The organism is Vibrio sp. AH4, from assembly GCF_030710545.1.
GTDB lineage: Bacteria > Pseudomonadota > Gammaproteobacteria > Enterobacterales > Vibrionaceae > Vibrio > Vibrio metoecus.
The window spans coordinates 951,936-972,943 of the sequence record NZ_JALAIV010000001.1 but is presented as its reverse complement, the minus strand read 5'-3'; the positions used below and the strand labels follow the sequence as shown (position 1 = coordinate 972,943).

The 21,008-nt window shown below is 49.3% G+C and carries 17 protein-coding genes, 1 pseudogene and 1 riboswitch; of the genes and pseudogenes, 9 read left to right on the top strand and 9 right to left on the bottom strand.

The window, feature by feature from the left end; translation table 11 throughout:
- Positions 1–17 precede the first annotated feature (17 nt).
- The 5 genes and pseudogenes from dnaN (at position 18) to MKA69_RS04595 (ending at position 6,345) form a co-directional block, all read left to right on the top strand.
- The gene (gene dnaN, locus MKA69_RS04615) at positions 18–1,118 is read left to right on the top strand and encodes a DNA polymerase III subunit beta (RefSeq protein WP_305847586.1); all 1,101 of its coding nucleotides are present in this window, start codon (positions 18–20) and stop codon (positions 1,116–1,118) included.
- A gap of 17 nt (positions 1,119–1,135) precedes the next feature.
- Positions 1,136–2,227, top strand: a complete 1,092-nt coding sequence (gene recF, locus MKA69_RS04610; RefSeq protein WP_001131360.1) for a DNA replication/repair protein RecF — start codon at positions 1,136–1,138, stop codon at positions 2,225–2,227.
- A gap of 20 nt (positions 2,228–2,247) precedes the next feature.
- A complete protein-coding gene (gene gyrB / locus MKA69_RS04605; RefSeq protein ID WP_055029887.1) occupies positions 2,248–4,665 on the top strand; it encodes a DNA topoisomerase (ATP-hydrolyzing) subunit B in 2,418 nt (805 codons plus the stop codon).
- Between the two features lie 418 nt (positions 4,666–5,083).
- Positions 5,084–5,507: pseudogene (locus tag MKA69_RS04600) on the top strand (GreA/GreB family elongation factor).
- 400 nt (positions 5,508–5,907) lie between these two features.
- Positions 5,908–6,345 (top strand): Hsp20 family protein, encoded by a 438-nt coding sequence (locus MKA69_RS04595; RefSeq protein ID WP_001261062.1) that lies wholly within the window; start codon positions 5,908–5,910, stop codon positions 6,343–6,345.
- An 87-nt stretch (positions 6,346–6,432) separates the two neighbouring features.
- Here the strand turns inward: MKA69_RS04595 and MKA69_RS04590 are convergent, their stop codons facing one another.
- The 3 genes from MKA69_RS04590 to glyQ form a co-directional block, all read right to left on the bottom strand.
- Positions 6,433–7,689 (bottom strand): valine--pyruvate transaminase, encoded by a 1,257-nt coding sequence (locus tag MKA69_RS04590; protein WP_305847585.1) that lies wholly within the window; start codon positions 7,687–7,689, stop codon positions 6,433–6,435.
- Between the two features lie 316 nt (positions 7,690–8,005).
- Complete coding sequence (glyS, locus tag MKA69_RS04585; RefSeq protein ID WP_305847584.1) at positions 8,006–10,072, bottom strand: glycine--tRNA ligase subunit beta; 2,067 nt, start codon at positions 10,070–10,072, stop codon at positions 8,006–8,008.
- A gap of 14 nt (positions 10,073–10,086) precedes the next feature.
- Positions 10,087–11,004, bottom strand: coding sequence for a glycine--tRNA ligase subunit alpha (gene glyQ / locus MKA69_RS04580; protein WP_305847583.1), 918 nt, complete (start codon positions 11,002–11,004; stop codon positions 10,087–10,089).
- Positions 11,005–11,218: 214 nt separating this feature from the next.
- A riboswitch (yybP-ykoY riboswitch) is annotated at positions 11,219–11,328 on the top strand.
- A 91-nt stretch (positions 11,329–11,419) separates the two neighbouring features.
- On the opposite strand from glyQ, the gene MKA69_RS04575 reads away from it, so the two are divergent.
- Both MKA69_RS04575 and MKA69_RS04570 read left to right on the top strand, forming a co-directional pair.
- Positions 11,420–11,974, top strand: a complete 555-nt coding sequence (locus MKA69_RS04575) for a TMEM165/GDT1 family protein (RefSeq protein WP_000114368.1) — start codon at positions 11,420–11,422, stop codon at positions 11,972–11,974.
- A 105-nt stretch (positions 11,975–12,079) separates the two neighbouring features.
- A complete protein-coding gene (locus MKA69_RS04570) occupies positions 12,080–12,340 on the top strand; it encodes a hypothetical protein (protein WP_000957997.1) in 261 nt (86 codons plus the stop codon).
- Positions 12,341–12,411: 71 nt separating this feature from the next.
- Here MKA69_RS04570 and MKA69_RS04565 read toward each other — a convergent pair whose 3' ends face one another.
- A complete protein-coding gene (locus tag MKA69_RS04565) occupies positions 12,412–13,737 on the bottom strand; it encodes an IS4 family transposase (RefSeq protein ID WP_305847582.1) in 1,326 nt (441 codons plus the stop codon).
- A 115-nt stretch (positions 13,738–13,852) separates the two neighbouring features.
- Positions 13,853–14,101 (bottom strand): sulfurtransferase TusA, encoded by a 249-nt coding sequence (gene tusA / locus MKA69_RS04560; protein ID WP_000009548.1) that lies wholly within the window; start codon positions 14,099–14,101, stop codon positions 13,853–13,855.
- Positions 14,102–14,238: 137 nt separating this feature from the next.
- On the opposite strand from tusA, the gene MKA69_RS04555 reads away from it, so the two are divergent.
- Positions 14,239–14,424, top strand: a complete 186-nt coding sequence (locus MKA69_RS04555; protein ID WP_305848224.1) for a hypothetical protein — start codon at positions 14,239–14,241, stop codon at positions 14,422–14,424.
- 134 nt (positions 14,425–14,558) lie between these two features.
- Positions 14,559–15,515: a LysR family transcriptional regulator gene (locus MKA69_RS04550; protein WP_305847581.1), complete on the top strand. Its 957-nt coding sequence runs from the start codon at positions 14,559–14,561 to the stop codon at positions 15,513–15,515.
- 18 nt (positions 15,516–15,533) lie between these two features.
- Here MKA69_RS04550 and MKA69_RS04545 read toward each other — a convergent pair whose 3' ends face one another.
- The 4 genes from MKA69_RS04545 to ilvE all read right to left on the bottom strand — a co-directional run bounded on the left by MKA69_RS04545 (position 15,534) and on the right by ilvE (position 21,008).
- Positions 15,534–16,514 (bottom strand): MDR family oxidoreductase, encoded by a 981-nt coding sequence (locus MKA69_RS04545; RefSeq protein WP_305847580.1) that lies wholly within the window; start codon positions 16,512–16,514, stop codon positions 15,534–15,536.
- Between the two features lie 168 nt (positions 16,515–16,682).
- Positions 16,683–18,215 (bottom strand): threonine ammonia-lyase, biosynthetic, encoded by a 1,533-nt coding sequence (gene ilvA, locus MKA69_RS04540; RefSeq protein ID WP_055035551.1) that lies wholly within the window; start codon positions 18,213–18,215, stop codon positions 16,683–16,685.
- Positions 18,216–18,218: 3 nt separating this feature from the next.
- Positions 18,219–20,060 carry a dihydroxy-acid dehydratase gene (gene ilvD / locus MKA69_RS04535; RefSeq protein ID WP_001127452.1) on the bottom strand — a complete coding sequence of 614 codons (1,842 nt, stop codon included), beginning with the start codon at positions 20,058–20,060 and terminating at the stop codon, positions 18,219–18,221.
- Between the two features lie 9 nt (positions 20,061–20,069).
- On the bottom strand, positions 20,070–21,008 hold the full coding sequence (gene ilvE, locus MKA69_RS04530) for a branched-chain-amino-acid transaminase (RefSeq protein WP_000201999.1): 939 nt from the start codon (positions 21,006–21,008) through the stop codon (positions 20,070–20,072).

The window sequence follows — 21,008 nt, the reverse complement described above, 5'->3', positions numbered from 1 at the left end:
CCGTTTAAGAGAAGACTATGAAATTTACCATTGAACGTAGCCACTTGATTAAACCCTTGCAACAGGTGTCCGGCACTTTAGGTGGCCGCGCCAGCTTGCCGATCTTGGGCAATTTATTGCTTAAGGTGGAAGAGAATCAACTGTCGATGACCGCCACTGATTTGGAAGTGGAACTGATCAGCCGCGTGACGTTAGAAGGTGAATTTGAAGCAGGCAGCATTACTGTTCCTGCGCGTAAGTTTTTAGATATTTGCCGTGGTTTGCCCGATAGTGCCGTGATCACTGTGCTGCTTGAAGGCGATCGCATTCAAGTGCGTTCTGGCCGTAGCCGTTTCTCGCTTGCCACTTTACCTGCCAGTGATTTCCCGAACATTGAAGATTGGCAAAGTGAAGTGCAAGTTTCGCTCACTCAAGCGGAACTGCGTGGCCTGATTGAGAAAACCCAGTTTTCCATGGCCAACCAAGATGTACGCTACTACTTAAACGGCATGCTGTTTGAAATTGATGGCACCACCTTGCGTTCTGTGGCGACTGATGGTCACCGTATGGCGGTGGCGCAAGCTCAGCTCGGTGCGGATTTCGCGCAAAAGCAGATCATCGTACCGCGTAAAGGGGTGCTTGAGCTGGTGAAATTGCTTGATGCGCCAGAGCAGCCTGTGGTGCTGCAAATCGGTCATTCGAACTTGCGTGCAGAAGTGAATCATTTTGTGTTTACTTCGAAGCTGGTTGATGGTCGTTTCCCTGATTATCGCCGCGTATTGCCGCAACATACCAGCAAAACGCTACAAGCGGGTTGTGAAGAATTACGTCAGGCGTTTTCGCGTGCCGCGATTCTGTCGAATGAAAAATTCCGTGGTGTACGGGTTAATTTGGCTGACAACGAAATGCGCATTACTGCCAATAACCCAGAGCAAGAAGAAGCGGAAGAGCTACTGGATGTGAGCTTTGAAGGCGAGCCGATTGAGATTGGCTTTAACGTCAGCTACATCTTGGATGTGCTTAACACCCTGCGCTGCGACAATGTGCGTGTTTCGATGTCGGATGCCAACGCCAGTGCCTTGGTGGAGAATGTTGGTGATGACAGCGCCATGTACGTGGTGATGCCAATCCGTCTGTAAGGTATAACCAAGTTACCATGCCGCTTTCCCGGTTAGTGATCCAACAGTTTCGTAATATTAAAGCCTGTGATATTCGCCTATCAGCAGGCTTTAACTTTCTTATCGGGCCGAATGGCAGCGGTAAAACCAGCGTGCTTGAAGCGATTTATCTGCTCGGTCATGGCCGTTCATTTAAAAGCTCGCTGACCGGACGGATCATTCAAAATGAATGTCCAGAACTGTTTGTGCATGGCCGGATTTGTGAGCATTCTTTGAGCTCTGATCAATTTGAGCTACCCGTTGGCATTAATAAGCAGCGTGATGGCTCAACTGAGGTTAAAATAGGCGGCCAAACGGGGCAAAAGTTGGCGCAGTTAGCGCAGATTTTGCCACTGCAATTGATTCATCCGGAAGGCTTTGAACTGCTGACCGATGGACCGAAACAGCGTCGGGCATTTATCGATTGGGGTGTGTTTCATACCGAGCCTGCATTTTATGATGCTTGGGGTCGGTTTAAGCGACTCAGCAAGCAGCGTAATGCGCTGTTGAAAAGTGCACAAAGCTATCGTGAACTCAGCTATTGGGATCAGGAATTAGCACGTTTGGCAGAACAGATTGACCAGTGGCGTGAAAGTTACGTCAATCAATTGAAAAGTGTGGCAGAGCAGTTATGTCGCACATTTTTGCCAGAATTCGATATCGACTTAAAGTATTATCGAGGTTGGGAAAAAGATCAGCCTTATCAATCGATTCTGGAAAAAAACTTCGAACGGGATCAGCAGTTGGGTTATACCTTTAGCGGGCCTAACAAAGCGGATTTGCGGATTAAAGTGAACGCAACCCCGGTGGAAGATGTGTTGTCGCGGGGACAACTGAAGTTGATGGTGTGTGCGTTGCGTGTAGCACAAGGGCAGCACCTCACCGAGTTGACGGGAAAGCAATGCATTTATCTTATCGATGATTTTGCTTCCGAATTGGATAGCCTACGTCGCCAACGTTTGGCAGATAGCCTAAAAGGGACGGGGGCGCAGGTTTTTGTAAGTTCTATTACCGAAAGCCAAGTGGCGGATATGTTGGATGAGTCCAGTAAAACATTTCATGTTGCCCACGGTGTAATAGAGCAAGGATAAACAGAGTGAGAGAGTAACTCATGTCGAACAATTACGATTCATCGAGTATTAAGGTACTGAAGGGTCTGGATGCGGTACGTAAGCGTCCGGGTATGTACATCGGCGACACTGATGATGGCACCGGTCTGCACCACATGGTTTTTGAGGTGGTGGATAACTCAATTGATGAAGCGTTGGCGGGTTACTGTAAAGACATCGTGGTCACCATCCACGAAGACAACTCAGTGTCAGTCAGCGATGACGGTCGTGGTATCCCGACCGAAATGCATCCTGAAGAGAAAGTGTCTGCGGCAGAAGTCATCATGACCGTACTGCATGCCGGCGGTAAATTTGACGACAACTCCTATAAAGTCTCCGGTGGTCTGCACGGGGTGGGTGTGTCGGTAGTGAACGCGCTTTCTGAAAAAGTGCTACTCACCATCTATCGTGGTGGCAAGATCCATTCACAAACTTACCACCATGGTGTGCCACAAGCACCGTTGGCTGTGGTGGGTGATACAGAGCGTACCGGAACGACCGTTCGTTTCTGGCCAAGCGCACAAACCTTTACCAATATCGAATTTCATTACGACATTTTGGCTAAACGCCTGCGTGAGCTGTCATTCCTGAATTCTGGCGTGTCGATCAAGCTGACCGATGAACGTGAAGAAGATAAAAAAGACCACTTCATGTATGAAGGGGGTATTCAAGCGTTTGTGACCCACTTGAACCGCAACAAAACGCCGATCCATGAGAAAGTCTTCCACTTTAACCAAGAGCGTGAAGATGGCATCAGCGTGGAAGTGGCAATGCAGTGGAACGATGGTTTCCAAGAAAACATCTACTGCTTTACCAACAACATCCCACAGCGTGATGGCGGTACCCACTTAGCCGGTTTCCGTGGTGCGTTGACTCGTACTTTGAACAACTACATGGACAAAGAAGGCTTCTCGAAGAAAGCCCAAGCGGCAACCTCGGGTGATGATGCGCGTGAAGGCTTAACGGCAGTGGTGTCGGTGAAAGTACCGGATCCTAAATTCTCAAGCCAAACCAAAGATAAGCTGGTTTCTTCGGAAGTAAAATCCGCGGTTGAGTCAGCCATGAATGAAAAACTGGCGGATTTCTTGGCGGAAAACCCAAGCGAAGCGAAAAACGTTTGTTCGAAGATTATTGATGCGGCGCGTGCGCGTGAAGCGGCGCGTAAAGCCCGTGAAATGACTCGCCGTAAAGGCGCGCTGGATCTTGCAGGCTTACCCGGCAAACTGGCGGATTGTCAGGAAAAAGACCCAGCATTGTCTGAACTCTACATAGTGGAGGGTGACTCAGCGGGCGGTTCAGCTAAGCAAGGCCGTAACCGTAAGAATCAAGCGATTCTGCCGCTGAAAGGTAAGATCCTCAACGTAGAAAAAGCGCGTTTTGACAAGATGTTGTCTTCACAAGAAGTCGCGACTCTGATCACCGCTCTGGGCTGTGGTATCGGGCGTGATGAGTACAACCCAGATAAACTGCGTTACCACAACATCATCATCATGACCGATGCGGACGTCGACGGCTCGCACATTCGTACTCTGCTGTTGACCTTCTTCTACCGCCAAATGCCTGAGCTGATTGAGCGTGGTTACATCTACATTGCTCAGCCACCACTCTATAAAGTGAAAAAAGGCAAACAAGAGCAGTACATCAAAGATGAAGATGCGATGAACCAGTACCAAGTGGCACTGGCGATGGATGGCGCAGAGTTGCACGTGAATGCCGATGCGCCTGCGTTAGCGGGTGAACCGCTTGAGAAGTTGGTTCAGCAATACAACGCTGCGATCAAACTGGTTGAGCGCATGAGCCGCCGTTACCCTTACGCGATGCTGCATGAGCTGATTTACGTACCACGCATCAATGCCGACCTGTGTGCTGACAAAGCGGCGGTTGAAGCTTGGACCCAGCGTTTAGTCGAACAACTGAATGCTAAAGAAGTGGGCGCGAGCCAATACAGCGTTCTGGTTGAACACAATGCTGAGCTGAATGTGTATCTGCCAAAAATTCAGGTACGTACCCACGGTGTGACTCATGAATACCTACTGAGTGCTGACCTGATCAACTCGAAAGAGTACGCGAAGTTAGCGGAACTGTCAGAAGCGTTGGACGGTTTGATTGAAGCGGGTGCTTTCATCAAGCGTGGTGAACGTGTGCAGCCAATCAGTAGCTTTGCCGCTGCACTTGAGTGGTTAATCAAAGAATCGCGTCGCGGTCTGTCTATCCAGCGCTATAAAGGTCTGGGTGAGATGAACCCAGATCAGTTGTGGGAAACCACGATGGATCCAGACACTCGTCGTATGATGCAAGTGACCATCGAAGATGCGGTAGGCGCGGATGAGCTGTTCACGACGCTGATGGGTGATCAAGTTGAACCACGTCGTGCATTTATCGAAACCAACGCACTGAAAGTGGCCAACCTCGACGTGTAAGGGGTTGGTTGATTCACCGTGACAAAAAGCAGCGCCACAGCGCTGCTTTTTTTATCTCTGCAATTTGTGCCTTCCTTGGTGCTGGATGATTGCAACTTCGCGCAAGTACAAAAGACACAATAAAAATTTTGTGTCGAATATCTTCGGTTATTGGGCTAAAGCACCAGTATTGGATCATAAGTAAGGCTTTTCTATCCTAGAAAAGCTTTTCTTAGACTTTATTTTTTTCTCTAAATTTCATGTGGTTGCATTCATTTTTTTAGTCACTATAGTGGTCTGTGAACCCTATAGTTATTCCTCATTTTTTGACTGGAGGTCAGGATGGTCGCCTTTGTGAATTGAACCGGGAGTGTATTTCACTCCCGGGCATACTCATCGATTTGTCACTATTGGTAATGGAATGAGCAAAGGAAGTATCATGCTGAACCGGTTATCTTTGAATATTCGGCGTTTTCTCGCCGGTTGGTGGCTACGTAGCCGCTTTTTCACCTATCAATCTCCGCTGTTGCTGCTCGAATTGTTCGAGAAGCTGGAGCATCCTCGCTCGCCTATTGAACGAGCTCCACAGCGCATTAAGCTTGGGGATACGGTGAGCCTTGTTGATGCTCAGCGTAAATTGTCATTCCAAGTCACCTTAGTCACGTCTGGAAATCAGGACGAAGTGCACGGTGGCGTGACGTGTGACTCCCTGCTTGGTGCCGCTCTGCTTGGCCGTCGTCAGCATGAAGTGTTTACGTTGCCTATTTGGGGCCAACACCACTGCTTTGCCATTACTCACGTTCAGCACTCAATACAGGGTAAGCCAACCAAGCTCTGCCCATGCTTGTTATGTCAGTAATTAGGAGTTTGTCATGAGTAAACAAGAGATGAAAAAACCACAACTCAGCCTCAAAGAGAAGCGCAAGCTGAAGCAAGAAAAAGCGCAAGAGAGCTCAGTGATTAAGCCACGCAAAAGCAAAGGCCGTTAATTAAGGATAAAGTGCATTATCCCAATGTTAGCCCGACTCAGTGTTGGGCTTTTTTTTCAAAAATTTTTTTGGCAAAAACTTGAAATGGTTTTGAGCGACCTTATATCTGGAAATGAAGAGGATGCCGCTAGGACCTCTGAATGAGACTAACACCCTTGCTCAATGGAGGAGTGTGTTACCTAACTGAAATCACGCCGATTCAAGTCATAAGAATGGATCGGGCGACTTAACAAGTCATTGTTAAGACTATTGCTTAATTAAAGAGGATAGGATTATGAGAACTGTCGATTTTACTCCACTGTACCGCAACGCAATTGGCTTTGACCGTCTACTGAACATGATGGAAAACAGCGCGGCGAAAAACGCCCAAGGCGGATACCCTCCATACAATATCGAGCAAAAAGAAGACAACCAATATCGCATTACCATGGCGGTAGCCGGTTTTGGCGATGAAGAGATCGATATTACTCAACAAGAGAATACTTTGATTGTGCGCGGTGAGCGTAAACCTGAAGAGAGCAAAAACTACATCTATCAGGGCATTGCTGAGCGCGATTTTGAACGTAAATTCCAATTAGCGGATTACGTGAAAGTGACTGGCGCGACTATGGAACATGGTCTGCTGCACATTGATTTAGAACGCGAAATTCCAGAAGCGATGCAGCCACGCAAAATTGCGATTAACGGCAAGCACCTGCTGGAAAACAAATAACTCAGCGCAGCGTTTTAACGCACTGAACGCTAGATAAAACGAAGCCCGCGAATTTCGCGGGCTTTTTGCATTGATCAGTTTAGGTGTTTAAACGTTAGCTTGTTGATACGCTTTTTGTACTTCTTCGGCGATGATGGCAATGCCTTGTTCCATCGCTTGCTCGTTCTGCACATAGTTCATACGCAAGCATTCATGGGTATGTGGCCACTCTTGCGGCTGGCCGATAAAGAAATATTCGCCCGGTACAATCAATACTCCACGCGCTTTCAAACGTTGGTAAAGCTCCATCGTGGTGATCGGCAGTTCCTCAAACCACAGCCAGAGGAAGATCGCCCCTTCTGGTTTATGGATGCGAAAACGCGGGTCAGTAATCGCACTTTGCAGCAGTTCCACCGCATGTTGCGCTTTTTGGCGATAAAACGGCTTGATTACCTGCTCGCTGAGTCTCAGCAGATCGCCTTTTTCTATCATACGTTGCACCAATGCAGGCCCCATACTGCCGGGTGCTAAGCTGATGATGCCATTCATGTTGGTCAGTGCTTGAGTCACCGCTTCATTGGCGATCACAATGCCGCAGCGCAGACCGGGCAAGCCCAGTTTGGATAGGCTCATGCACAAGATGGTGTTGTCATTCCAAAACGGTTCAACGTCTTCAAAAATGATATTCGGGAATGGCACGCCGTAAGCATTGTCGATAATTAAAGGCACACCGTTATCACGTGCCAGTTGGTCGAGTTTGTGGATTTCCTCTTCGGTTAACACGTTACCGGTTGGGTTGGTGGGGCGAGAAACACAGATCGCCGCCACTGATTCATCGACTCTCAGCTCAGAAAAGTCCACATGGTATTTGAACAACCCTTGATCGAGCAGCTCAATCTCCGGACGGTAGGAGACAAAAATATCTTCATCAATGCCTGCATCACCGTAGCCAATATATTCTGGCGCGAGGGGCAGGAGGATTTTTTTGTGTGAACCATCGGGCTGTTTACCGGCAAACAAGTTAAACAAGTAGAAAAAGCCACTCTGGCTGCCGTTGGTTAAAGTGATGTTTTTTTCGCTGATATTCCAGCCATACGTCTCACGCAGCAGTGTGGCGAGCGATTTTACAAACACATCTTTGCCCTGTGGACCATCGTAATTGGTCATGGCATTGAGCAGTGAACCATCGGCCAGCATTTCGGCGCTGGTGTTGTGGAAATAATCGAGCATGGCAGGGATGGCAGCAGGATTACCGCCACCAAGCATGATCGCGCCTGGTGTGCGCAGACCATCGTTTAAATCATCCATTAACTGGGTAATACCGGAGTAGCGATTAAACTTTTCGCCAAAAGAGGAATACTGCATTGCTCGACTACCTAATGATTGCTGTGTTTGCGAAACGATATACCGGTGGAATCTCCGCCGTTTAGAATAGTTCTTGAACATACCGCAATGTATTTGCGAGGCAAAGCAATATTTTTGTGTCCCCTTCCTACTTGAAGCTGCAGCGGTGTTGGCTGCGTTCGTTCACCCCAATCACATAGTTTATCTATGCTCATGGGGATGAACTCACTTGCCGCCTACCTGCAACTCCAAGTCGTTTGGGGAGCGCGAGCAAAAACAAAGCCCAACTCAAAAGAGCTGGGCTTAAAGTTTGTTGACGAAATTATCGTGCTGCAGATTATTTTTGCAGCAGCGAAATGTCGGCAATTTGCAGGAACAGGTTACGCAGCTTGTTGAGCAGCGTGAGACGGTTCTTCTTCAGTGCTTCATCGTCAGCCATCACCATTACGTTGTCGAAGAAGGCATCGACAGGCGCGCGCAGGCCAGCCAGTTTGCTCAGGGCTTCTTGGTAGTTACCAGTTGCAAAGGCTGGTTCTAACGCTTCTGCCATGATTTCGACGGCTTCGGCTAAGGCTTTTTCCGCATCTTCTTGCAGCAGAGCGAGATCAATTTCTTCACCCAATTCGCCATCGTACTTAGCCAGAATGTTGCCTACACGCTTGTTGGCAGCAGCCAGTGCTTCGGCTTCTTCAAGAGCGCGGAAGTGCGATACCGCTTTCACACGCTGATCAAAGTCAGCGGGTTTGGTTGGGTGACGCGCCAGTACCGCTTGGATGATGTCGATGCTAAAGCCCGCATCTTGGTACCAGGTTGGGAAACGGCCAAGCATAAACTCGATCACTTCCTGCTCAACGTTAACATTCGTCAGTCGGTCACCAAATAGTGATTTGGCTTTGGCGATCAAATCCACCAGATCCAACTGGTAGCCGTACTCAACCAGAATACGCAGTACACCCAGTGAAGCACGACGCAGAGCAAATGGGTCACTGCCTTTCGGCGCCTGACCAATACCAAAGATACCTACGATAGTATCGAGTTTGTCAGCCATTGCGACTGCGGCAGAAACACCACGGCTTGGCAGTTCATCACCCGCAAAACGTGGCATGTACTGCTCGTTGAGCGCAACCGCCACTTCTTCTGCTTCGCCATCGTGACGCGCATAGTGCATACCCATCACGCCTTGGGTGTCGGTAAATTCAAACACCATCGAGGTCATGAGGTCACATTTTGCCAGTAGGCCTGCACGCTTAGATTTCTCTACGTCAGCACCGATCTGTTCTGCGATGTAGCCAGCCAGTTCAGTGATGCGGTCGGTTTTGTCTTTAATCGTGCCGAGTTGCTGTTGGAAAATCGCGTTTTCCAGCAGAGATAAGCGATCCACCAGTGGGCGCTTACGGTCAGTATTAAAGAAGAATTCTGCATCCGCCAGACGTGGACGAACCACTTTCTCGTTACCTTCCACAATGTGGCGAGGCTCTTTCGATTCGATGTTTGAAACGAAGATGAAGTTAGGCAGCAGTTTTTTGCTCGCGTCATAGACTGGGAAGTATTTTTGGTCACCTTTCATGGTGTACACCAAAGCTTCTGCTGGAACTTTGAGGAATTTTTCTTCAAATTTTGCCGTCATCACCACTGGCCATTCCACCAGCGAGGTCACTTCTTCTACCAGCGCATCTTCCAGATCTGCGATACCGCCGAGCTGCTGAGCCGCTTGTTGTGAGCCTTCAATGATCATCGCTTTACGAGTCGCGTAGTCAGCAATGACTTTGCCGCGCTCTTCAAGGATCGCAGGGTACTGCTCAGCCGATTCGATGGTGAATTCTGCTTCACCCATAAAGCGGTGACCACGGATGGTACGTGCAGAAGCCACACCCAGAATTTCGCCTTGGATCAGTTCGCTACCAAACAGAATCGTCAGTGTTTTCACTGGACGGATAAATTGGGTTTCTTTATCGCCCCAACGCATCGGTTTCGCAATTGGCAGGTTAGCCAGTGCTTTAGCTGCCATTTCTACAACTACAGAAGCGGTTTGTTGGCCTTGCACTTGTTCTTTGAACAGCAGCCATTCGCCTTTGTCTGTGACGAGACGTTCTGCTTGCTCTACCGTGATGCCATTGCCACGCGCCCAGCCTTCAGCGGCTTTGGTTGGCTTGCCATCGGCATCAAACGCAACGTTGACGGCTGGGCCACGTTTTTCAACGACGCGATCCGGTTGGCTTTCTGCCAAATTGGCGACTTTCAGTGCCAAACGGCGTGGAGTGGCAAACCAAGTTACGCCTTCATGGGCGATGTCGGCGGCTGCCAGTTCTGCTGCAAAGTTCGCCGCAAAGGCTTCAGCCAGCGTGCGCAGTTGCTTTGGTGGCAGCTCTTCTGTGCCTAGCTCAATTAAAAATTCTTTTGCCATGTGACGTCTTCCCCTTACTTCTGTTCTGACTTCTTACACATAGGGAAGCCCAGAGCTTCACGGGATGCGTAATAAGCTTCGGCGACCGATTTGGTTAGGTTGCGAATGCGCAGAATGTAGCGCTGACGCTCAGTCACTGAGATCGCTTTGCGCGCATCGAGCAGGTTGAAGGCGTGTGCCGCTTTCAAAATACGCTCGTAGGCTGGCAGAGGTAGTGGCTTTTCAAGCTCTAGCAGGTATTTACACTCTTTTTCGCACTGGTCGAAGTAAGTGAATAGGAAATCCACATCCGCGTATTCAAAGTTGTAAGTGGATTGCTCAACTTCGTTTTGGTGGAAGATATCACCGTAAGTGACTTTGCCCAGAGGGCCATCGGTCCAGACCAGATCGTAAACCGAATCCACGCCCTGAATGTACATTGCCAGACGCTCAATACCGTAAGTGATTTCGCCGGTCACAGGCTTACACTCAAGACCGCCAACTTGCTGGAAGTAAGTAAACTGAGTCACTTCCATGCCGTTTAGCCACACTTCCCAGCCAAGACCCCAAGCACCTAAGGTTGGGTTTTCCCAGTTGTCTTCCACAAAGCGGATGTCATGCACACAAGGGTCAACGCCCAGTACGCGCAGTGAACCTAAGTACAGCTCTTGGATGTTGTCTGGTGATGGTTTGATGATCACCTGGAACTGGTAGTAGTGCTGCAGACGGTTTGGGTTTTCACCGTAGCGGCCGTCAGTTGGGCGGCGTGAGGGTTGAACGTACGCGGTAGCGATAGGTTCAGGGCCTAATGCTCGTAAGCAAGTCATCGGGTGAGAAGTACCTGCACCCACTTCCATGTCGAGAGGTTGCACAATAGTACAGCCTTGTTGGGCCCAATAATCCTGCAGCGCGAGGATCATACCCTGAAAGGTTTTGATGTCGTATTTTTGCATAGTCAGGTTCGCGCGATTCTTCTGTCTGAATTGATAAAAAATAACACTGAAGTATACCCAGATATTCCCTGACAAAGTAGCGGAAATCTTGCTGAATTAATCGACAATAATTTCTTTTGCGCTCATTTTTCCCGACTTTTATGCCAATTTCTCTCTGAATCAGGGAAAAGTGGGTAAGTGAGGGTTGCGATTGTCGATTTCGGTGGCTAGAATTCGCTCCGTCTTTGGGGAGTAGCTGGTCGCTAAGTTGTCAACTTGGCGATTCACACATCAACATATTTGGTACTCAATTACCATGGTGTGTGAGACTTGAGCCTTCAGGTTTAGCAAGACCTTAGACAAACAACACGAACTGGGATAGGGCGTGATTGTTTGTCTACGGTTCGATAATAATCCCTGTCCCAAAGAGCATGTCATGAGCGTTTTAGCGATTTCAATTACTACGGTGGCTTTAGCAGAGATTGGGGACAAAACCCAGCTGTTATCCTTGTTACTCGCCAGTCGTTACCGTAAACCCATTCCGATTATTGCCGCGATTTTTCTTGCGACGATTGCCAATCATGCGCTGGCGGCTTGGCTTGGCGTGGTGGTCGCAGATTATCTTTCTCCCGACATTTTAAAATGGGTGTTGGTGGTCAGTTTCCTCGCGATGGCGGGCTGGGTTCTTATTCCTGATAAATTGGATGAAGATGAATCCATTTCATCACGAGGTCCTTTTGTTGCCAGTTTTATTGCCTTTTTTATGGCCGAGATTGGCGATAAAACCCAAATTGCCACCTCAATTTTAGGCGCACAGTATGCGGATGCTTTGAGCTGGGTGATTCTTGGCACGACCTTAGGTATGTTGCTCGCGAACGTTCCTGTGGTGCTGATTGGTAAACTGTCGGCTGACAAAATGCCGCTGGGGTTGATCCGTAAAGTGACCGCCGGTTTGTTTTTGGCGATGGCTCTGGCAACGGCATTTTACTGAGCGGTGAGCGCTTGATTTAGGCTGTGCAGCGTGACTTACCACCCATCCTAGTGCGGATTATCATGCTAGGGTATGAATAGGTATCAAGAGTAAGAGGACACCATTATGCTGACTCGTTATATGGGGATGACACCAAAAAGCCAGAGTTACTTATTCAGTTTTGGTTTGGTGTTAACTTTGCTCGGTATGGCGTTAACCGATTTATGGATGCCGATGGTGGTGGGCGCGATTGTGATGACGGCATTAGCCGTCGAATCTTGGATTCGCGTAGCACATATTATCCCACTGCATGATGACGTACGGACGATGAGAAAACAGATCTCTGAACTGCAACGTCAGTTACATCAGCGCGATGAAATGATGTGATCCGCTGTGACTCCCAGTGAAAAGCATTGATGCTTTCCAATGAAAAAAGACTGCCTAGGCAGTAATGCCGTTCACTTAAGGTGAGCGGCATTGTATTTTCTAGGGTATCGGCTTGGCTTCTTCTTCACGACTCTAGGGAAGGCTCTTTCTCGCCTTGGCTCAAGTATTAAGCTTCCACTCATTGCGTAGAAGTTTTGCAGTTGCCTTGGTATTGCTCCTGGTGACGAGTAGGGAAGTCCCACTATTAGGCGCATGATGTGGGCTAAGGCTCCATTGAAGCTCAGTTGGTATGGCAAGTAGTCTCCATTCAACGTATTACACATCTGCACCATTTGATATCTGACTAAGTTGTATGTCAGGAGTATTCCCCAGAGCTCTTGTCTCACCAGCTCTGGGAGTCGGCTTCGCAGTGTAAGACGGTTACCAAGCATGTATTGCTTTTGCTCTCGGTACCCCTGTTCAATTTCCCAACGGTATTCATATAAACCGACTATATCTGATTTCGGATAACGCATCGGGTCAACCATTGAGGTGAGAACATCGTATTGTTTCCCCTCTTTAGCTCTCGTGATTAAACGTACCACTACCTCTTCTTCTAGCTCTGGCCATTTCTTACGCGCTTGCGGGTTACTCTTCAGTTTTATCAGTTTATCTTGTCGGCCAAAAGACTGAACAACTTCATAAATCAGCCCTTTTTTCATGGGGATAAGCCAATGTCGATTGATGCCTTGCGAACACCATGCTTGAAGTAAACCTAGGGAGTAAAAGCCTTTGTCGAAGAGCGTTAAGCTGTTATCGGGGGTTGTGTCGATAAGCTGCTCTGCCAGCTTCATTTCATTAACGGTATAACAGCCAAAAGCGCTGCCTGTGATTAAGTGACTGCTCAGCTCCATCTGACAGACCATACGTACCTGTGGGTACTGTGTTTCTTTACCATCCCGATTAGTGGGCTTAGCAAACGCTTCAGCGTTATCTTTTGAGTCTTCTGTTCGCCATAAAACCCCATCAACACCCAGTAACGTAAGTCCGTTCCAGTTTGGTAAGTTAGCCTGTTTGAACCAATGACGTTGCGTACACTCAAAGAGCGCTTTAGCCGCTGACTCACCAAGGTTTTTTCTTCGCTGTGTTAATGCACTTGGAGCAACGAATGGCTTGCCTGTGCGGTCAACAATATCGAGCATATTTACAATGTCAGCCATGGATTTATCGTTATAGATAGCCATGCCAACCAGTAACCATGCCATCGACTCTAAAGTGAGCTTTCGTTTTCTTAGAGTCACGGTATCCGTAAGCTGATAAGCACTATTGATGAGTTCAATGGGCAGGAGGTCTGCGAGTGTTTCAACGTGATTGGGTTTATAACTGTTGATGATGTCGAGGGCTTGAGAAACGTGCATAAAAAAATCCGATAAACAGGGTCTACCGGATTTTTACATACAGGCAGGATCGTTCAACTGATCTGCCGATTAAAGTCTTAACTGATCGGCATTACTGCCTAGGCAGTCTTTTTTGTTATGCCAACCCTTTTTTGATCAGGTATTGATAGGGTAATGCATCGGTTTTTGCGTCAAGCAACTGGTGATCCATAAAGCGGCAGAAGCTGGGAATGTCACGCGTGGTTGAGGGGTCATCCGCCGTAACCAATAACACGTCACCTTCCTGCATCGTACGAATTGTCTTCCTGACCATCATCACTGGCTCTGGGCAGCGTAATCCTTGCGCTTCTAAAGTATGGGTCGCGATATCTGGATTAAAACTCATGGTCAAACCTTATTGGACGTCACTATTTGAGGCGTAGATATTACTGGTGAAGAAAAATTATTCAATAATCACTTGGCAAAAGGATCATTTTGTTATAACTTCGTTAACAAGTTAGTAACAAGTTAAGTGAGGAAATGATGTTAACCAAACTCGATAGACTGACCATCTACGCGGTTTTGTGTTTTATTTCCTTGTGTGCCTTGGGCTTGGGAGAGACTACACAAGCCCAATTAATGCCAGTGGTAGGAACGGCAGCTTCGATTTTCGGTATTTGGCTGGAAATGCGCAGTGAGCAAGATACTACCGAGCAACCACATCGTTAACCAACGTCACTGACTACGCTCAATTACATTCCGACACTATCCCCATTTTTCTTGGGCTTCCCCGCTGAAAGGCGGGATTTTTTTTATCTATTGGTTACACTCTGGTTTATCAGCTATCAACCTCGGAATAGGGTGTGGAATTAGAAGATATCTATCGGCGCGATCTCAATCTTCTGGTCGCTCTGCGTGTGCTCGTTGAAGAGTGCAGTGTTAGTAAGGCAGCAGAGAGATTGAATTTAAGTCAATCAGCCATGAGTCGGATTCTTGGCCGCTTGCGGCATCTGATTGATGATCCTTTATTTACACGCCATGGTCAGCATCTCATCCCGACAGAAAAAGCGTTGGCATTAAATCGTGAACTTGGCGAGCCTCTAGAAACGCTGCGTCAATTATTGTCACCAGCCGAGTTCAACCCTAAGTCTTGTGATCAAACCTTTACGATAGCGACTACCGATTATGCGATGCAGACCATTCTACCTTTTGCTTTGCCGCGTATTTATCAGGAAGCACCAAATGTCGCATTTGAATTCTTGCCGCTGCAACATGAGCGACTTGTTGATCAGTTGACTTATGATGGGGCGGATTTAGCGATTTGCCGCCCAATTCGCTCGGTGGAACCATTGCAAAGTGAGGTATTGGGGCGTGTTGGGGTGCTGTGTTTATTATCGGAACGTCATCCACTAGCTCAATCGTCAATGACACTGCAGGATTATCTCGATTATCCACACTCGATGATTGCGATCAGTGATGGTGTGAAAGCACTGCTTGAACAGGCGTTGGAGGGATTACCTGCACGTCGAATGGTTCTCAGGGCTTATCATCTGGAAGCTGCGTTGGCCATTATTGATACTATGCCGCTCATCATTACGGTTCCGGCTGACTTAGCTTATTTGGTTGCCGAGCGTTACAACCTAGTGGTGAAACCTCTACCGTTTGCTTTTACACCATTTGACTATTCGATGATTTGGCATCCGCGTTGTGAGCATTCACCCGCTCAGGAGTGGCTGCGCAGTATTGTAAAAGAAGAGTGCGGCAAGCTGATTGCCAAGCGAGTAGAAGATATGGGACTCGACAATTCAAGGCCCATATAGGGCCTTGAGTGGATGAAATTACAATTTAATCACCACGCGGCCTGTCACCTGACCATTCGTGATGTCTCCTGCATATTGCACTGCTTGCTCTAGAGTAATTTCGGTACACGCTTGCTCAAAGTAACTCGCAGGAAGCAGTTCAACCAGTTTTTCCCACGCTGCAATACGTTTTTCCAATGGGCAGTTAACCGAGTCCACCCCTTGTAGGCGTACGTTACGGAGAATAAACGGCATCACGGTGGTCGGTAGATCGAAACCGCCCGCTAAACCACAAGCAGCCACTACGCCGTTGTAATCCATTTGAGCCAGTAATTTTGCCAGAACTTTGCTGCCAACAGTATCAATGGCACCTGCCCACAGCTGCTTTTCCAATGGACGAGCGGGTTCTTCAAATTCGCTGCGATCAATGATGCGGCTAGCGCCAAGTTTTTCTAACAGCGGGCCATTTTGTTCCACTCGGCCTGTGACCGCGACCACTTGGTAACCCTGTGCCGCCAACAAGGTGACAGCAACGGAACCCACGCCACCACTGGCCCCTGTGACCAATATTTCGCCATCTTCTGGTTTGATACCGCCGTCAAGCAAGGCTTGCACACACAACATAGCGGTAAAGCCCGCAGTCCCAATCATCATGGCTTGTTTACTCGTGAAACCTTGTGGCATAGGAACTAGCCAATCTGCTTTAAGACGCGCTTTCTGCGCCATACCACCCCAGTGGTTTTCACCCACTCCCCAGCCAGTCAATACGACATCATCACCCGGTTGGTAGCGTGCATCTTCTGAGCTGAGCACTTTACCCGCCAAATCTATGCCTGGAACCATTGGGAATTGACGAATAATTTTGCCTTTGCCAGTGATCGCTAAGCCATCTTTGTAGTTGAGTGAGGAATAGTCGACAGCGATAAGCACCTCTCCATCCGGCAACTGGTTTTCGTTAATCTGTTCGATGCTAGCTAAAGTGCGCTTATCTTGCTGATTTAAAATCAAAGCTTGAAACATGGGGTTCTCCACACGTGGTAAACATTAACTCTAGTCTAGTTCTGATTGTTTTATGAATTAAATGAAACTTTAGCATTATATCTATGCTTAATGTGCATAGTGTTGGTAGGGGTATTGTTTGGGGTAGTAGAAAGGAAGAAAAAGCCCCACAACAAGGTGGGGCGGAGACTATTTGGCGAGGAAGAAACGATACGCAGGGTTATCGGTTTCATCTTTATAGCGATAACCGAGTTCAACTAAATGCTCTGAAAAGCGCACCAGATCTGGTGTATCCAGTTCAAAGCCACACAGCACGCGACCGTAGTCTGCGCCGTGGTTGCGGTAGTTGAACAAGCTGATGTTCCAGTGGGTGCCGAGCATGCTCAAGAATTTGAGTAGTGCGCCGGGGTATTCAGGAAACTCAAAGCTGTACAAACGCTCGGTCAGTGGTTTAGAAGGGCGACCGCCAATCATGTAACGAATGTGCAGCTTAGCCATTTCATCATCGGAGAGATCTTGCACCGGATAGCCGGATTGGCGCAGCTCGTGAATGATGGATTTCAGCTCTTCTGGACCGCCGACTAAACGCACACCGACAAAAATATTGGCCAGTTGGTCGTCACTGTAACGGTAGTTAAATTCGGTGACGGCGCGGTTACCAATAATTTGGCAGAAGTCGAAAAACGCCCCTTTGCGCTCTGGAATGGTCACCGCGAGTAAGCCTTCGCGTTTTTCACCCAGTTCGCAGCGTTCAGAAACATAACGCAAACCGTGGAAGTTGGTGTTGGCACCAGAAAGTACCGTCCCTAACTGCTTACCTTTGAGCTGTTGCTGTTCGGCGAATTTTTTCAACCCAGCCAGCGCCAATGCGCCAGAAGGTTCAGCGATTGCTCGCGTATCTTCAAAGATGTCTTTCACCGCAGCGCAGATTTCATCACTGGAAACCGTCACGTGCCCATCAATGTACTGCTGGCAGAGGCGAAAGGTTTCATCGCCAATTCGTTTTACTGCGACCCCATCAGCAAACATGCTGACTTGGTCTAGCACCACGGGTTTACCCGCATCCAAGGCGGCTTTGAGACAGGCAGAGTCTTCTGGTTCAACCGCGATAACTTGAATCTCCGGCATCAACTGTTTGACCAGTACCGCCACTCCCGCCGCTAAACCACCGCCACCAACTGGCACAAAAATGTAATCCAAGTGGCCATTTTGTTGCAGCATTTCCATGCCAATCGTGCCTTGACCTGCGATCACCAAAGGGTGATCGAATGGCGGTACAAAGGTGTAGCCTTGCTCTTTGGATAAACGTTCTGCTTCGGTTTTGGCTTCATCGAAATTGCTGCCGTGCAGCAGCACTTCGCCGCCAAATCCGCGTACCGCTTCAACTTTAATGTCTGGCGTGGTGCGTGGCATGACGATGGTGGTTTTGATGCCAAGTTTCGTCCCCGACAGTGCCATGCCCTGAGCGTGGTTGCCTGCGGAAGCGGCGATCACGCCCGCGGCTTTTTGTGCTTCGGTTAAGTGCGACACCATGTTGTAAGCGCCGCGCAGTTTAAATGAGTGTACTGGCTGGCGATCTTCACGTTTGATCTGCACTTGGTTACCAATGCGCGCCGAAAGGCGTGGCATGGTTTGCAGTGGCGTGACGTTAGCCACTTCATACACCGGAGAGCGCAAGATCTGGCGCAGATAATCTGCGCCAGTTTGATTGGTTGATCCCATGGCTTAGCCCTCAAGTTTGGACTTATCGCGCACTGCACCTTTGTCGGCGCTGGTTGCCATGCTGGCATAGGCTTTGAGCGCCAAAGAAACGGTACGTTGGCGATCCACTGGTTTCCAGCCGAGTTTATCTTGCTCAGCGCGGCGAACCGCCAGCTCAGACTCACTGACTTCCAGTGTGATCGAGCGGTTTGGAATATCAATCGCGATGCTGTCGCCACTGCGTACCAAGCCAATCGTACCGCCATTCGCGGCTTCCGGAGAGGCGTGACCAATCGACAAGCCGGACGTGCCACCCGAGAAGCGACCATCAGTCAGTAGCGCGCACTGTTTGCCCAGTCCCATCGATTTGAGGTACGTGGTTGGGTAGAGCATCTCTTGCATGCCCGGACCACCTTTTGGACCTTCATAACGAATGACCACGACATCGCCGGCTTTGACTTGGCCGCCAAGAATGCCGCTGACCGCATCTTCCTGACTTTCAAATACCACGGCAGGGCCACGGAATTTGAGGATACTTTCATCCACGCCAGCGGTTTTTACGATGCAGCCATCCAGCGCCAAGTTGCCTTTGAGTACGGCAAGGCCGCCATCTTGGCTGTAAGCATGCGCTTTATCGCGGATACAACCCTCTTGGCGATCGTCATCGAGCGTATCCCAGCGACAATCTTGCGAGAAAGCTTGGGTGGTGCGAATACCCGCAGGACCTGCGCGGAACATAGTACGTACGGCTTGGTTTTCGCTCTGTTTCACATCGTATTGTGCAAGCTGTTCTTGCAGTGACATGCCCAGTACGGTGCGGGTTTGATCGTTGAGTAAGCCTGCACGTTGCAGCTCACCCAAAATCCCCATCACACCGCCCGCGCGGTGCACATCTTCCATATGGTATTTCTGAGTAGAAGGCGCGACTTTACATAAGTGTGGCACTTGGCGAGACATGCGATCGATATCGGTCATATCAAACGCCACATCACCTTCCTGTGCGGCTGCCAACAGGTGTAACACCGTGTTGGTGGAGCCACCCATCGCAATGTCCAGCGCCATCGCGTTTTCAAACGCCGCTTTGTTGGCAATATTGCGTGGCAGAGCCGAAGCATCATCTTGCTCGTAGTAACGTTTAGTTAGCTCAACAATGCGCTGCCCTGCGCTCAAAAATAACTGTTTGCGATCGGCATGCGTGGCGAGTAGTGAGCCGTTACCCGGCTGAGAGAGACCCAGCGCTTCGGTCAAACAGTTCATCGAGTTGGCGGTAAACATCCCCGAGCAAGAGCCGCAAGTTGGACACGCTGAGCGTTCGATCTGCTCACTCTGTGCATCCGATACTTTGGGGTCAGCGCCTTGCATCATGGCATCGACCAGATCGAGTTTGATTATTTGGTCAGAAAGCTTGGTTTTCCCCGCTTCCATCGGGCCGCCGGATACGAAAATCGCCGGAATATTGAGGCGCATCGCCGCCATCAGCATTCCCGGAGTGATTTTGTCACAATTGGAGATACACACCATGGCATCGGCGCAGTGCGCGTTGACCATGTATTCGACCGAATCGGCGATCAGTTCACGCGATGGCAGCGAGTAGAGCATACCACCGTGACCCATAGCGATACCGTCATCGACCGCAATGGTGTTGAACTCTTTGGCAATACCGCCAGCGGCTTCAATTTCGCGCGCAACCAGTTGGCCAAGATCTTTTAAATGCACATGGCCGGGAACAAATTGAGTGAAGGAGTTGACCACCGCAATGATCGGCTTACCAAAATCCTCCTCTTTGACGCCAGTGGCGCGCCATAATGCGCGCGCACCCGCCATGTTACGTCCGTGTGTGGTGGTGGCGGAACGGTACTTAGGCATGGAAACTCCTTACTTCGCTGCTGGGTAAACGTAATCCAACCAGCCCCACTTATCTTCTGTGGTGCCTTTGAACAGGCCAAAGTAAGCATCTTGTACTACCTTGGTGATGGGGCCGCGTTTGCCTGCGCCTACGGTGATCTTATCCACGCTACGCACCGGAACCACTTCGGCTGCGGTACCGGTCATGAAAATTTCGTCGGCCAGATAGAGTGCTTCACGTGAGATGTTGGCTTCGCGCACTTCATAACCCATGTCGCGTGCTAGCGTCATGATCGAATCACGGGTGATACCCGGCAGGATAGAGCTGGTGGTCGGTGGGGTCAGGATCACGCCGTTTTTCACCACGAAAATGTTTTCGCCCGCACCTTCAGAAAGATAACCATCCACACTGAGCGCAATGCCTTCCGCGTAACCGTGGCGACGTGCTTCACCGCCAACCAGTAGAGAAGATAGGTAGTTACCACCCGCTTTTGCCGCGGTTGGAATGGTGTTCGGTGCCGCACGATGCCAGCTTGAAACCATGGCATCCACGCCATTTTCTAGCGCTTCTTCGCCGAGGTAAGCACCCCAAGGGAAAGCGGCAATCATCAGATCCATTTCGGTTCCGACTGGCGGACACACGCCAAGACCCACGTTACCCACATACGCCAATGGGCGAATGTAAGCGTTATCGAGTTTGTTGACGCGTAAGGTTTCGCGCGTCGCTTCCATGATGGTCTCAATCGAATAGGGGATTGGGAAGCGGTAGATTTTGGCTGAATCAAGCAGGCGCTGCGCGTGTTCGCGATGGCGGAAGATGATAGGGCCTTTTGGAGTGTTGTAGCAGCGAACGCCTTCAAACACCGAAGTGCCGTAGTGCATTGCATGGGTGAGTACGTGAACGGTCGCATTCGCCCATGGGATCATCTCGCCATTGAACCAAATATAATCAGCAGTTTTTGTTGCCAT

What these genes read in the sequence shown, in the direction of transcription:
- dnaN (WP_305847586.1), top strand. Translation starts at nt 18, where the DNA reads ATGAAATTTACCATTGAACGTAGCCACTTGATTAAACCCTTGCAACAG.
- recF (WP_001131360.1), top strand. Translation starts at nt 1,136, where the DNA reads ATGCCGCTTTCCCGGTTAGTGATCCAACAGTTTCGTAATATTAAAGCC.
- gyrB (WP_055029887.1), top strand. Translation starts at nt 2,248, where the DNA reads ATGTCGAACAATTACGATTCATCGAGTATTAAGGTACTGAAGGGTCTG.
- MKA69_RS04595 (WP_001261062.1), top strand. Translation starts at nt 5,908, where the DNA reads ATGAGAACTGTCGATTTTACTCCACTGTACCGCAACGCAATTGGCTTT.
- MKA69_RS04590 (WP_305847585.1), bottom strand. Translation starts at nt 7,689, where the DNA reads ATGCAGTATTCCTCTTTTGGCGAAAAGTTTAATCGCTACTCCGGTATT.
- glyS (WP_305847584.1), bottom strand. Translation starts at nt 10,072, where the DNA reads ATGGCAAAAGAATTTTTAATTGAGCTAGGCACAGAAGAGCTGCCACCA.
- glyQ (WP_305847583.1), bottom strand. Translation starts at nt 11,004, where the DNA reads ATGCAAAAATACGACATCAAAACCTTTCAGGGTATGATCCTCGCGCTG.
- MKA69_RS04575 (WP_000114368.1), top strand. Translation starts at nt 11,420, where the DNA reads ATGAGCGTTTTAGCGATTTCAATTACTACGGTGGCTTTAGCAGAGATT.
- MKA69_RS04570 (WP_000957997.1), top strand. Translation starts at nt 12,080, where the DNA reads ATGCTGACTCGTTATATGGGGATGACACCAAAAAGCCAGAGTTACTTA.
- MKA69_RS04565 (WP_305847582.1), bottom strand. Translation starts at nt 13,737, where the DNA reads ATGCACGTTTCTCAAGCCCTCGACATCATCAACAGTTATAAACCCAAT.
- tusA (WP_000009548.1), bottom strand. Translation starts at nt 14,101, where the DNA reads ATGAGTTTTAATCCAGATATCGCGACCCATACTTTAGAAGCGCAAGGA.
- MKA69_RS04555 (WP_305848224.1), top strand. Translation starts at nt 14,239, where the DNA reads ATGTTAACCAAACTCGATAGACTGACCATCTACGCGGTTTTGTGTTTT.
- MKA69_RS04545 (WP_305847580.1), bottom strand. Translation starts at nt 16,514, where the DNA reads ATGTTTCAAGCTTTGATTTTAAATCAGCAAGATAAGCGCACTTTAGCT.
- ilvA (WP_055035551.1), bottom strand. Translation starts at nt 18,215, where the DNA reads ATGGGATCAACCAATCAAACTGGCGCAGATTATCTGCGCCAGATCTTG.
- ilvD (WP_001127452.1), bottom strand. Translation starts at nt 20,060, where the DNA reads ATGCCTAAGTACCGTTCCGCCACCACCACACACGGACGTAACATGGCG.
- ilvE (WP_000201999.1), bottom strand. Translation starts at nt 21,008, where the DNA reads ATGGCAACAAAAACTGCTGATTATATTTGGTTCAATGGCGAGATGATC.